Raw genomic sequence first — 12,919 nt, forward strand, 5'->3', positions numbered from 1 at the left:
ACCAGGAGCGCCCGCACCTGTCCTTAAAATACAAAACGCCCGATGCGGTGCATCGGGCGTTAGGGTGAAACAGGTGTAAACCTATTTCAGGACTAGACATCGTGATTTGAAGGAAGCGAATATGAAAACTCTAAAGCTGTTGGCGTTTACCGCTGTCATGGCGATCTCCTTGAATGCGTTGGCCGAAGGCGGTGGCGACAGAACGTTCGACCGGGCGCTCAGTGCCAACACCAAAGCCATGGAGCAGTACGCGGCCAGTCAGGGCAAAGCAGCACCGGTGTTCAAGGAATACGAATACGGAATGAAGCTGGATGTGAAGAAGGTGGTGAGCGTTGTCCGGCCAAAGAATGAATGCGCTGTTGTGCCGGCTGCGATGACTTACGAGGACTCGAAGGGGCAGCTCAATACGGTCACTTACAACGTGATGGGGAATTGTCGTCAGCAGGGTGGCTGACGCTAATTCCCGCTGAAACGCCCGGTTCATGTTCAGTGAGTCGGGCTTTTTTTCATCCATAAAAAAGGCGCCCCGAAGGGCGCCAAAGATTCACCTCTTACCAAAGGAGCAAGGAGCTTCTAAAGGTGAATGGGCATTGCTCGTGAAACTCAGAGAATCGCCAGCGGGTATTCGACGATCACCCGCACTTCATCCAGGTCTGACTCGAATGCGGTGGCGCGGGTCGTGGCCTGGCGCAGACGCAGCGACAGGTCTTTCATCGAACCGCTCTGCACCACGTATTTGACTTCGATATCACGTTCCCAGCGCTTCTGGTCGGTCAGCGGATTGCCCTCGGCATCGCGGCGCATGTACACGGCGTTGGCGTTGGAGTAATCGGCGTCGGTGCCGCGTGCGTAACGGGTCATGAACGACAGACCCGGCACGCCGTAGGTGGTCATGTCGAGGTCATAGCGCACCATCCACGAACGCTCCTTCGGCGAGTTGAAGTCGCTGTACTGGATGGAGTTATCGAGGAAGATCGAGTCGGACTGGCGCAGGTAATCGAAGTCGTCATTGCCGTTGTTGCGCTGGTGGGAGATGGCGACCGAGTGCGCGCCGAGTTTCACCCCGACGCGGCCGCTCCAGATGTTGTTGTCGAACTCGCCGAGCAATTGTTTGCCTTCGTCGATCGCCTTGTAGTAGTTCAGGCCGCCGAACAGCGACAGGTCATCCGACAGCGGATACGTCCAGGCGGTGCCGGCGTAGTACTGGTTCCAGGCATCTTTCAGGCGACTGGAGTACAGGCTGAAACTGAGGTTTTTGTTCAGCGCGTAATCGCCGCCGCCGTAAGCGATCCACGGCGAATTGACCGGGCCGGCATAGAAGGTTGCGAAGTTTTCACGCAGGTCGCTGGACACCGGTTGGCTCATCGCATGCAGCCGGCCGCCCTGGATCGATAGACCTTCGATGCTGGTGTTGGTCGCCGTCACACCGCGAAAGCTTTCCGGCAGCAATCGCGAATCGCCTGCCGCGACCACCGGGTTGGCCGGGAACACATCACCGACTTTCACCACCGTATCGAAAGCGCGCACTTTGGCGGCGCCACCGACCTTGGTGTACTCGTCCCGCGCTTCACCGTCGCTGTTGACCGGCAACACATCGAACGAACTGCGGCCGCCGTTGCGACCGTCGCCGGTGTCGAGCTTCAGGCCGATCATCGCAAAGGCATCCACCCCGACCCCGACGGTGCTCTGGGTGAAGCCGGATTCGAACTTGCCGATGATGCCGTGGGCCCAGGCTTCGGAATAACCATTGCCCGTGGGACTGGACTGACCGTTGCGGTGGTCACGGTTGAAATAGAGGTTACGGTTGAGCACCGTCAGGCTGCTGCCTTCGATAAACCCTTCGGGTTTTTCTTCTGCAAACACCGTGGACGGCCCGGCGCCGACAACCACTGCCAGAGCGGCCATCGACATTTTTGTGTTGTTAACCATCAATCACTCCTAGGGTTCGGCAGAACGGGAACGAGCTTCGGCGTGGGTTTTATTGTTCGACGGGCAAGGGGCCCGCCGGCATGGTCGCCGGGTGACATCGTTGCAGGCTGCAGATAACGCGGAGGTGATTGGGGAATTACAATTTCGTTAGGTGGCCTGCGATTGACGCGTCGGAACAATCCGCAGCACTATCCAGCCATGACTGCCCAACACCGAATGACCATGATGTGCTCCTCTATGACCGCTTCCGGCGGGCCATAAGGTCGTGCATGTCTGGCAAATGACGTGTTGTTACCCAAAGCCCCGCCAGAAATGGACGGGGCTTTTTCATTGCCCGTCCGCACATGGCTCAAGGAGAGAGAAATGTTCGAAATGAAAAGAGCCGAACCGGACGATGCCGGGATAGCGTTCGAGATTCGGCGACTGGCGATCCGGCATCAATGCATCGGTGCCTACAGCGAGCAGCAAATGCTCGACTGGACAAAAGGCTCGGCAGCAGACGGTTATGACACGCTCATGCAAAAGCATTTCTATCTGGGTTGCGTTGAGGGGGAGCCCGTGGCAACCGGCATGCTCGATCTGGAGCACCGCGAAATCGGCGCAATCTTCATCCATCCGGATTTCATGCAGCGCGGGCTGGGTAAACGTGTGCTGCACTTTCTGGAAGCGCTGGCAAAGGATCTGGGGCTGGCAGAGGTTTGTCTGGATGCGACGTTGAATGCCGCTGATTTTTATCGGCGCTGCGGTTACGTCGGGGAGGGGAGTGCGATCTATCAATCGCCTTCAGGTCTGCAACTGGCCTGCGTGCCGATGGTGAAGAAACTCAAGACGGTCTAGACGCAAAAACGGCACCCGAAGGTGCCGTTTCTGTTTATAGCCAACTATCGCTGAGCGATCAGCCCGCCAGGCCCGATTGCTGAACCAGGGTCAGCAGCGGTTGTGGGTAGACGCCGAGGAAGAACGCCACCAGGGCGATCGCCAGCAGCATCACGCCGCCTGCTTTCTGTTCCCAGTGCAGTTGGGCGTCGTGGCGGCGCAGGTTTGGTTCGATCAGGTACAGGGTGACCATCACGCGCAGGTAGTAGAAGACGCCGATGGCGCTGCCCAGTACCAGCGAGCCGACCAGCCACCATTGGTGCGACTCGACACCGGTGGCGATGATGTAGAACTTGCCGATGAAGCCAGCAGTCAGCGGGATACCGGCCAGGGACAGCATCATCACGGTCAGTACAGCGGTCAGGTACGGACGGCGCCAGAACAGGCCGCGGTATTCGTACAGCGCGTCTGCGTCACGGCCGTTGTACGGCGAGGACATCAGAGTGATCACGCCGAACGCGCCGAGGCTGGTGATCACGTAGGTGACCAGGTACACGCCGATGGCTTCCACCGCCAGCCCCTTGCTCGCCACCAGCGCGATCAGCAGGTAGCCGAAGTGCGCGATGGACGAGTAACCGAGCAGACGCTTGAGGTTGCTCTGGGTCAGGGCCAGCAGGTTACCGAACAGGATCGAGGCGATGGCGATGATGGTCAGCACGTTGCTCAGAACGCCACTGCTTGCAGCAGGGGAGATCTGGAACAGACGAACCATGACCGCGAACACAGCCACTTTCGACGCGGTGGCGAGGAACGCGGCCACCGGTGCCGGAGCACCTTCGTACACGTCCGGCGTCCACAGGTGGAACGGTACCAGCGACAGCTTGAACGCCAGACCGATCAGCATCATGCCCAGGCCCAGTTGCGCCAGCGAGCTTGGCAGGCCGGTCGCGGCCAGGGCCTGACCGATGCCGACGAAGCTCAGCGAACCCGAGTCGGCGTACAGCAGCGCCATACCGAACAGCAGGAACGCGGAACCGGCGGCCGACAGCACCATGTACTTGATGCCGGCTTCCAGCGAACGCTTGTTGAAGAAGGCGTAGGCCACCAGACCGTAGACCGGCACCGACAGCAGTTCCAGACCGATGAACAAGCCGGCCAGGTGCTGCGCGCTGACCAGAACCAGGCCACCGGCGGCGGCCATCAGGATCAGCAGATACAGTTCTTCACGGTTGCCCGGGTAACCCGAACCGCCATCGCCGAGGTAGGCGTGGGCGAGGGTGACGCAAGCGAGGGTGGCGACCAGGATCAGCGCCATGTACAGGCAGGCAAAGGTGTCGATCTGCAGCAATGGGGTCACGGCCAGAGGCGCGACTTTCAGTGCCGGCAGGATCGACAGCAAGGCCAGGTTCAGACCTGCCACCGAAATCAGGAAGGTCTGCGAGTGGTTGCGGCGCCAGGCGATTGCCAGCATCACCACGATAATGGTGAGGCTGGTGATCAACAGTGGCGCAAGCGCAATAAAGTGTTGAATCGTGAATTCCATAGCGCTCTTACCGGGCCGAAGCGAGTTGAGTGAAGGCGGTGCCGAGCCACTGCTGCACGCCATGCATCGTGGCGGCAGAAGTGTCGAGGAACGGTTGCGGGTAGACGCCGAGGTAAATCAGCAGTACCGCAAGGCCCAGCACCATGATCAGTTCGCGACCGTCCATGCCGTGCAGGATCGAATCCGATTTGGACGGACCGAAGTAAGCGCGGTGGATCATGATCAGCGAGTAGACCGAACCGAACACCAGACCGGAGGTGGCAATCGCGGTGATCCATGGAGCACTGGCGAACGTACCGATCAGGATCAGGAACTCGCCGACGAAGTTACCGGTGCCCGGCAGACCCAGAGAGGCGGCTGCGAAGAACAGGCTGATCGCCGGCAGGTAAGCGATACGCGACCACAGACCGCCCATCTCACGCATGTCACGAGTATGCAGACGCTCGTACAGCTGACCGCTGAGGATAAACAGTGCCGCCGCCGACAGACCGTGCGCCAGCATCTGGATCACAGCGCCTTGCAGCGCCAGTTGGCTGCCGGAGTAGATGCCGATCAGTACGAAGCCCATGTGGGAAACGGACGAGAAGGCGATCAGACGCTTGATGTCGGTTTGCGCGAAAGCGAGGAACGCACCGTAGAAGATCCCGATCAGACCGAGGGTCATGGCGATCGGCGCGAACTCGGCCGAGGCGTTCGGGAACAGCGGCAGGGCGAAACGCAGCAGACCGTAGGCCGCGGTTTTCAGCAAGATACCGGCGAGGTCGACGGAACCTGCAGTCGGTGCCTGGGCGTGAGCGTCAGGCAGCCAGGAGTGGAACGGAACCACTGGCAGCTTGACCGCGAAGGCGATGAAGAAGCCGAGCATCAGGATGTACTCGGTGGTCATCGACATCTTGGTCTTCAACAGATCGGCGTAGTTGAAGGTGATCACGCCGGTGCTGTTGTAGTTGACCAGGACCAGACCGAGAATCGCCACCAGCATGATCAGGCCGGAAGCCTGAGTGAAGATGAAGAACTTGGTCGCTGCGTAGATCCGGGTTTTCTTGCCGTCCGAAGAACTGTGACCCCAGAGCGCGATGAGGAAGTACATCGGCACCAGCATCATTTCCCAGAAGAAGAAGAACATGAACAGGTCGAGGGCGAGGAACACGCCGACAACGCCGCCCAGGATCCACATCAGGTTCAGGTGGAAGAAGCCAACGTGACGTTGAATCTCTTTCCACGAGCAGAGTACCGACAGGATACCCAGCAGACCGGTCAGCAGGATCATCAGCAGCGACAGGCCGTCGAGGGCCAGGTGCACGTTGATGCCGAAGCGCTGGATCCAGACGTGCTTGAACTCAAGCGCCCAGGTCGGATCGGCGCCAGGCGCCGGAGCAAATGAATAGTCACCGTGGGCCCACAGCCAGAGGCCGAGGGCGAGTTCCAGGGTCATGGTCAACAGCGCAATCCAGCGGGGGAGGGTAGCGCCGAAGCGCTCACCCATCCAGCACAGCAGGCCGCCGATGAAGGGGATCAGGATTAGCCAAGGCAGAATCATGACGGGCTCGTTTCCTTTCGCAAATTCGCAAGGTTCATATCAGACCGCTACCAGCACGACAGCGCCGATGACCAACACGGCACCAGCAGCCATCGAAGCAGCGTACCAACGCAGTTGACCGGTTTCGGTACGGCTCAGGGCGGTGTGACCACCCTTGGCCATGCGCGGGATCAGACCGATGGTCTGGTCGAGCGGGTCTTTGCGCAGCATGTGGCTGATCGCAAGGTACGGCTTCACGAACAGTTTGTCGTAGATCCAGTCGAAGCCCCAGGCAGCGAACCACCAGGCCGAAAGGAGACGGCCGATGCCGCTGTTGGCGATCGCGGTCACGAAGCGACGCTTGCCGAGGAACAGCAGGGCCGCCAGCAGGATACCGGCCAGGGCGATGGCGCCCGAGGCGATTTCCAGACTGTGCTTGGCTTCGCCACCGGCATGGCCAACGCTCTCGGGCAGTACGCCGTGCAGCGGTGGAACGATCATGGCGCCGACGAAGGTCGACAGCACGATCAGCACCGACAGCGGCAGCCAGTGAGCGATGCCGTGACCGGCGTGAGCTTCGGTCTTGGCTTCACCATGGAACGCGATGAAGATCAGGCGGAAGGTGTACAGCGACGTCATGAATGCGCCGACCAGACCTGCGTAAAGCAGACCGTGGTTGCCGCTGGCGAACGCTTCCCAGAGGATTTCGTCCTTGGAGTAGAAACCTGCGGTCACCAGCGGCAGGGCGGCCAGAGCGGCACCACCGACGATGAAGCTGGCGTAGGCCAGCGGCAGTTTCTTCCACAGGCCGCCCATCTTGAAGATGTTCTGCTCGTGGTGGCAGGCAACGATCACCGCACCGGAAGCAAGGAACAACAGGGCCTTGAAGAAGGCGTGGGTCATCAGGTGGAAGATCGCGCCTTCCCAGGCGCCAACGCCCAGCGCCAGGAACATGTAGCCGATCTGGCTCATGGTCGAGTAGGCGAGGATACGTTTGATGTCGGTTTGTACCAGTGCGGCAAAACCGGCCAGTACCAGGGTCACACCACCAACGATGCCGACCAGGTGCAGGATGTCCGGCGCCAGGGCGAACAGACCGTGGGTACGGGCGATCAGGTAGACACCGGCAGTCACCATGGTTGCGGCGTGGATCAGTGCCGAAACCGGGGTAGGGCCGGCCATCGCATCCGCAAGCCAGGTTTGCAGCGGCAGTTGAGCCGATTTACCGACCGCACCACCCAGCAGCATCAGGGTCGCCAGCACGATCCAGAAATCGCCGACCTTGAAGTGCTCAGGCGCTTTCACCAGCAGTTCCTGGACGTTCAGCGTGCCCAGTTGCTGGAACAGGATGAACAGGCCGATCGCCATGAACACGTCGCCGATACGGGTGACGATGAAGGCTTTCAGTGCGGCGTTACCGTTGTTGCGGTTGCTGTAGTAGAAACCGATCAACAGATACGAGCACAGGCCCACGCCTTCCCAACCGAAGTAGATGAACAGCAGGTTATCGCCCAGGATCAGGAACAGCATGCTGGCGATGAACAGGTTGGTGTACGAGAAGAAGCGCGAGTAACCGTCTTCGCCACGCATGTACCACGATGCAAACAGGTGGATCAGGAAGCCGACACCGACGACCACGCCGAGCATGGTCACGGACAGACCATCCAGGTACAGCGCGAAGTTAGGCTGGAAACCTTCCACCGACATCCAGCGCCACAGCACCTGGGTGTAGACGCCACCTTCCGGTGGCGCGACGTTGAATTGCCAGATCACGTAGGCCGCGACGATGGCAGACAGGCCGATGGAGCCGACACCGATCAGCGCCGACAGGTTTTCCGAGAAGCGGCCGCGCGAGAACGACAGCAACAGGAACCCGATCAGAGGGAATACGAAAGTCAGAAAGAGTAGGTTCATCCGCGCATCTCACTGGCAGCGTCGATATCGAGCGTGTGGAAGCGGCGATACAGTTGCAGCAGGATCGCCAGGCCAATACTGGCTTCGGCGGCTGCAAGGCTGATCACCAGGATGAACATGATCTGTCCATCCGGTTGCGCCCAGCGGGCGCCCGCAACGATGAAAGCCAGTGCAGAGGCGTTCATCATCACTTCCAGACTCATCAACACGAACAAAATGTTGCGGCGGACCATCAGGCCGACCAGACCAAGGCAGAACAGGATGCCGGCGACGGCCAATCCATGTTCGAGAGGGATAGCAGGCATGTCTTACTCCTTCGCCTCGTTACGGCCCAAATGGAACGCCGTGACGGCTGCAGCGAGCAGCAGCATCGAGGCGAGTTCGACCACCAGCAGATACGGACCGAATAGGCTGATGCCCACGGCTTTTGCATCGACGGTGGTGTGGCCGATGGCCTGACCGCTCTGGTGAGCGAACAGCACATACAGCAGTTCGGCCAGCAGCAGGGCGGCGAGAATCACCGGCCCCGCCCAGATCCCGGGCTTGAGCCAGGTGCGTTCCTGCTGAACCGAGGCCGGGCCCAGGTTCAGCATCATCACCACGAACACGAACAGCACCATGATGGCGCCGGCGTAGGCGATCACTTCCAGCACGCCGGCGAACGGAGCGCCGAGTGCGAAGAAGGTCATGGCCACGGCGATCAACGAAATGATCAGGTAGAGCAGGGCGTGCACAGGATTGGTGTTGGTGACCACACGCAATGTGGACACAACAGCGATACCCGATGCGAAATAGAAAGCGAATTCCATCGTTCTTCCTTAAGGCAGCAAGCTCTTCACGTTGATCGGCTCGGCTTCGTTTTGTGCGGCGCCTTTCGGCTTGCCCGCAACGGCCATACCAGCAACACGATAGAAGTTGTAATCAGGGTTTTTGCCGGGGCCGGAGATCAAAAGATCTTCTTTCTCGTACACCAGGTCCTGACGTTTGAACTCGGCCATCTCGAAATCCGGGGTCAGCTGGATCGCGGTGGTCGGGCAGGCTTCCTCGCAGAGACCGCAGAAAATGCAGCGCGAGAAGTTGATACGGAAGAAGTCCGGGTACCAGCGACCGTCTTCGGTTTCAGCTTTCTGCAGCGAGATGCAACCCACCGGGCAGGCCACGGCGCACAGGTTGCAGGCTACGCAGCGTTCTTCGCCGTCGGGGTCGCGGGTCAGGACGATGCGGCCACGGTAGCGTGGTGGCAGGTAGACCGGCTCTTCCGGGTATTGCAGGGTGTCGCGCTTGCGAAAGCCATGGCCGAAGACCATGACCAGGCTGCGCAACTGGGTACCGGTACCCTTAACGATGTCGCCAATATATTTGAACATGGGTCAAATCCTCACTGAACCGCAACCGCAGGCGTGTTCCACAACACGATTGCAGCGGTCACCAGCAAATTGATCAGGGTCAGTGGCAGGCAGAATTTCCAGCTGAAATCCATCACCTGGTCATAACGCGGACGCGGGATGGAAGCGCGCAGCAGGATGAACAGCATGATGAAGAACGCGGTCTTCAGTGCGAACCAGACGAAGGACAGTTGCGGCAGGATGCCGAACGGACCGTGCCAGCCACCGAAGAACAGGGTGACCAGCAGCGCCGAGATCAGGATGATGCCGATGTATTCACCGACGAAGAACATGCCCCATTTCATACCGGCGTATTCAATGTGGTAACCGTCGGCCAGTTCCTGTTCCGCTTCCGGCTGGTCGAACGGGTGACGGTGAGTCACGGCCACGCCAGCGATGAAGAAGGTACAGAAGCCAAAGAACTGCGGAATGATGAACCACAGGTTCTGCGCCTGGTACTCGACGATGTCGCGCATGTTGAACGAGCCGACCTGCACCACGATGCCCATCAGGGCCAGGCCCATGAACACTTCGTAGGACACGGTCTGCGCCGAGGCACGCAAGCTGCCGAGAAGGGCGAACTTGTTGTTACTCGACCAGCCGGCGAACAGCACCGCGTAGACCGACAAACCAGCCATGGCGAAGAAGAACAGCAGGCCGATGTTCAGATCCGCCACGCCCCAGGTCGGGGTGATCGGGATGATCGCGAACGCGATCAGCAGGGCAGACATGGCCACCACCGGCGCCAGGGTGAAGATCACCTTGTCGGCAAACGGCGGGGTCCAGTCTTCCTTGAAGAACATCTTCAGCATGTCGGCTGCAATCTGGAACATGCCGAACGGACCAACGCGGTTCGGACCGTAACGGTCCTGCCACCAGCCCAGCAGGCGACGCTCGACAAAGCTGAGCAACGCGCCTGCGACCACCACGGCCAGCAGGATCACGATGGCCTTGATGACCGTCAGGATCACATCGATCACTTCAGGGGTGAACCAGGTCATTGCGCTGCCTCCTGCAGACCATCAACGGTTTGGCCGAAAATCGCCGGCGGAATGCCTGCCAGACCGGCCGGCAGTGCAACCAGGCCAGCGCCCAGCTCTTCATTGATGCGCAGCGGAAGACGCAGGGTCTGGCCGGCAACATTGAGGCTCAGCAGTGCGCCGTCGTTGACGCCCAGGCGATCCGCTTCGGACTTGGCCAGTGCAACGTAGGCGGCCGTGATGCGTTCCTGGACCGGAGCGGCTTTCGACGAGTTCTCGTCGCTGCCGAACAGGTGATAGAACGGCACGGCTTGCCAGGTGCCCTGGGCCGGGTTGAACGCGCGCGGAACACTGGCGAACCAGTTCAGCGAATCACCGGTGCTTTCGATCAGGCGGGTGCCCGGATCGCCAGCGCGCAGATGACCACCGACTTCGTCCTGGAACTTGTTCCAGGCTTGCGGCGAGTTCCAGCCCGGCGACCAGGCGAACGGCACTTGCTGACGCGGTTCGGCGGAGCCCGAGTAACCTTCCATCGAGAAGGCGAACGCGGTGTCCTTGTCTTGCGGGGTACGTGGTTCGTGAACGCTGATGTCGGCGCGCATCGCGGTGCGACCGGAATAACGCAGCGGCTCACGGGCCAGTTTCAGACCCTTGATGCGGAACGAGGCGGACGGTGCGGCGTCGACGATACGGGCCAGTTGCGTGGTGCTCGAAGCAACGGCAGCGGTCACGTGGTCGAGTTGCGTCCAGTCGATCGGCTGGTTCAGCAGGGTGGCGCGCAGGGCGTGCAGCCAGCGCCAGCCTTCGTGGACCAGAATGCTCGCGTCCATGTATTGCGGGTCGAAAACCTGGAAGAAACGCTGGGCGCGACCTTCCTGGCTGACCAGCGTACCGTCGCCTTCAGCGAAGCTGGCGGCTGGCAGAACCAGATGCGCGCGATCGCTGGTGGCGGTCTTCTGATGGTCGGCAACGATCACTACTTTCGCAGCGTTCAGTGCCGCATCGACCTTGGCCTTGGCGGTACGGGTGTACAGATCGTTTTCCAGCACGACGATGGCGTCGGCTTTGCCGTCGATGACCGCTTGCAGCGCGGCATCAACCGATTCGCCACCGAGCATGGCCAGGCCGAGGCTGTTGGCTTCCGGCACGATCAGGCTGATCGAACCGTTCTTCTCGCGCAGCTTCAGGGCCTTGGCGATGTTTGCAGCGGCTTCGATCAAGGCTTTGGAGCCCAGCGAAGTACCGGCGATGATCAGCGGGCGCTTGGCGGCGAGCAGGGCGTCGGCGATGCGCTTGGCCAGTTCCAGGGCTTCGGCGTCCAGACCTTCAACGGCCGGTGCGCTGGCGTCCAGGGCGTGAGCTACGGCGAAACCGATGCGGGCCAGATCGTCTGGAGCGGCGTGTACACACTCTTCGGCGATGTCGTCGAGCTTGGTTTCAGCCAGACTGGCGATGAACAGCGGGTTCAGCTCGTGCTGACCGATGTTCTTCACCGCAGCGTCGAGCCAAGGCTGAACGCGCATGGCTTCGGCCATGTCTTCGGCCTTGCCTTTTACCGACTGACGCAGGGCCAGGGCCATACGCGCGGCGGTCTGGGTCAGGTCTTCACCGAGGACGAACACGGCGTCGTGGTCTTCGATGTCGCGCATGTTCGGCACTGGCAGCGGGCTGTCTTTCAGCACTTGCAGGACCAGACGGATGCGTTCCAGCTCGGAGGCTTCGATACCGGAGTAGAAGTGCTCGGCGCCTACCAGTTCACGCAACGCGTAGTTGCTTTCCAGGCTGGCACGCGGCGAACCGATACCGACGATGTTGCGACCGCGCAGCAGGTCGGCGGCTTTATCCAGCGCGTCGTCCAGGCTCAGCTTGGTGCCGTCGGCCAGCAGTGGCTGACGTGGACGGTCGGTGCGGTTGACGTAGCCATAACCAAAACGGCCACGGTCGCACAGGAAGTACTGGTTCACCGAACCGTTGTAACGGTTTTCGATGCGACGCAGTTCGCCGTAACGCTCGCCCGGGGAGATGTTGCAACCGCTCGAGCAGCCATGGCAGATGCTCGGCGAGAACTGCATGTCCCACTTGCGGTTGTAGCGCTCGGAGTGAGTCTTGTCGGTGAACACACCGGTCGGGCAGACCTCGGTGAGGTTGCCGGAGAACTCGCTTTCGAGGGTGCCGTCTTCAACGCGACCGAAGTAAACGTTGTCGTGGGCGCCGAATACACCGAGGTCGGTGCCGCCGGCGTAGTCCTTGTAGAAACGCACGCAGCGGTAGCAGGCGATGCAGCGGTTCATTTCGTGGGAAATGAACGGGCCCAGTTGCTGGTTCTGGTGGGTGCGTTTGGTGAAGCGATAACGGCGCTCGTTGTGGCCGGTCATCACGGTCATGTCTTGCAGGTGGCAGTGACCGCCTTCCTCGCACACAGGGCAGTCGTGCGGGTGGTTGGTCATCAGCCATTCGACGACACTGGCGCGGAACGCCTTGGATTCTTCATCGTCGATGGAGATCCAGGTGTTGTCGGTGGCAGGGGTCATGCAGGACATGACGATGCGACCACGGGTGTCGTTCTCGTCGGTGTACTGCTTGACCGCGCACTGGCGGCAGGCCCCGACGCTACCAAGCGCGGGGTGCCAGCAGAAATAAGGGATGTCGAGGCCCAGCGACAGACATGCCTGTAACAGGTTGTCTGCCCCGTCGACTTCGAGCGCTTTGCCGTCTACGTGGATAGTGGCCATGGTTCAAAGGTCTTCGTTGGCCCGGTGTCAGCGGGCGTGGCTAATGGAATCTTGTTATCCGTCCGAATCCAGTCAGCCCCGAAAGGCGTCATCGGACGAAA

General features: G+C 60.5%; 11 protein-coding genes. 2 read left to right on the forward strand and 9 right to left on the reverse strand.

Translation table 11 applies throughout. From position 1 onward, the window contains the following. Positions 1-121 precede the first annotated feature (121 nt). A complete protein-coding gene (locus CAF90_RS28585; RefSeq protein WP_085609243.1) occupies positions 122-454 on the forward strand; it encodes a DUF2790 domain-containing protein in 333 nt (110 codons plus the stop codon). Between the two features lie 149 nt (positions 455-603). Here the strand turns inward: CAF90_RS28585 and CAF90_RS28590 are convergent, their stop codons facing one another. Then, a complete protein-coding gene (locus tag CAF90_RS28590; protein WP_085609244.1) occupies positions 604-1,929 on the reverse strand; it encodes an OprD family porin in 1,326 nt (441 codons plus the stop codon). A 363-nt stretch (positions 1,930-2,292) separates the two neighbouring features. Between CAF90_RS28590 and CAF90_RS28595 the strand changes: the two genes are divergently transcribed. Beyond that, on the forward strand, positions 2,293-2,766 hold the full coding sequence (locus CAF90_RS28595) for a GNAT family N-acetyltransferase (protein ID WP_085609245.1): 474 nt from the start codon (positions 2,293-2,295) through the stop codon (positions 2,764-2,766). A gap of 58 nt (positions 2,767-2,824) precedes the next feature. Here CAF90_RS28595 and nuoN read toward each other — a convergent pair whose 3' ends face one another. The 8 genes from nuoN to nuoG are packed head-to-tail and all read right to left on the reverse strand — an operon-like array spanning position 2,825 to position 12,818. Next, on the reverse strand, positions 2,825-4,288 hold the full coding sequence (nuoN, locus tag CAF90_RS28600) for an NADH-quinone oxidoreductase subunit NuoN (RefSeq protein WP_007951465.1): 1,464 nt from the start codon (positions 4,286-4,288) through the stop codon (positions 2,825-2,827). A gap of 7 nt (positions 4,289-4,295) precedes the next feature. After that, positions 4,296-5,828, reverse strand: coding sequence for an NADH-quinone oxidoreductase subunit M (nuoM, locus tag CAF90_RS28605; protein WP_007951464.1), 1,533 nt, complete (start codon positions 5,826-5,828; stop codon positions 4,296-4,298). A 39-nt stretch (positions 5,829-5,867) separates the two neighbouring features. Further along, a complete protein-coding gene (gene nuoL, locus CAF90_RS28610; protein ID WP_007951463.1) occupies positions 5,868-7,721 on the reverse strand; it encodes an NADH-quinone oxidoreductase subunit L in 1,854 nt (617 codons plus the stop codon). Beyond that, a complete protein-coding gene (gene nuoK / locus CAF90_RS28615; RefSeq protein WP_003180046.1) occupies positions 7,718-8,026 on the reverse strand; it encodes an NADH-quinone oxidoreductase subunit NuoK in 309 nt (102 codons plus the stop codon). Before nuoK ends, nuoL begins: the two co-directional genes overlap by 4 nt. Positions 8,027-8,029: 3 nt before the next feature. Further along, the gene (gene nuoJ, locus CAF90_RS28620) at positions 8,030-8,530 is read right to left on the reverse strand and encodes an NADH-quinone oxidoreductase subunit J (protein ID WP_007951462.1); all 501 of its coding nucleotides are present in this window, start codon (positions 8,528-8,530) and stop codon (positions 8,030-8,032) included. 9 nt (positions 8,531-8,539) lie between these two features. Continuing rightward, a complete protein-coding gene (nuoI, locus tag CAF90_RS28625) occupies positions 8,540-9,088 on the reverse strand; it encodes an NADH-quinone oxidoreductase subunit NuoI (protein WP_007951461.1) in 549 nt (182 codons plus the stop codon). 11 nt (positions 9,089-9,099) lie between these two features. Continuing rightward, the gene (nuoH, locus tag CAF90_RS28630) at positions 9,100-10,107 is read right to left on the reverse strand and encodes an NADH-quinone oxidoreductase subunit NuoH (RefSeq protein WP_007951460.1); all 1,008 of its coding nucleotides are present in this window, start codon (positions 10,105-10,107) and stop codon (positions 9,100-9,102) included. Then, positions 10,104-12,818 carry an NADH-quinone oxidoreductase subunit NuoG gene (gene nuoG / locus CAF90_RS28635; protein WP_085609246.1) on the reverse strand — a complete coding sequence of 905 codons (2,715 nt, stop codon included), beginning with the start codon at positions 12,816-12,818 and terminating at the stop codon, positions 10,104-10,106. Before nuoG ends, nuoH begins: the two co-directional genes overlap by 4 nt. Positions 12,819-12,919: the final 101 nt, after the last annotated feature.

Origin of the sequence: Pseudomonas sp. B37(2017), assembly GCF_002112885.1 — a bacterium.
Lineage (GTDB): Bacteria > Pseudomonadota > Gammaproteobacteria > Pseudomonadales > Pseudomonadaceae > Aquipseudomonas > Aquipseudomonas paraglycinae.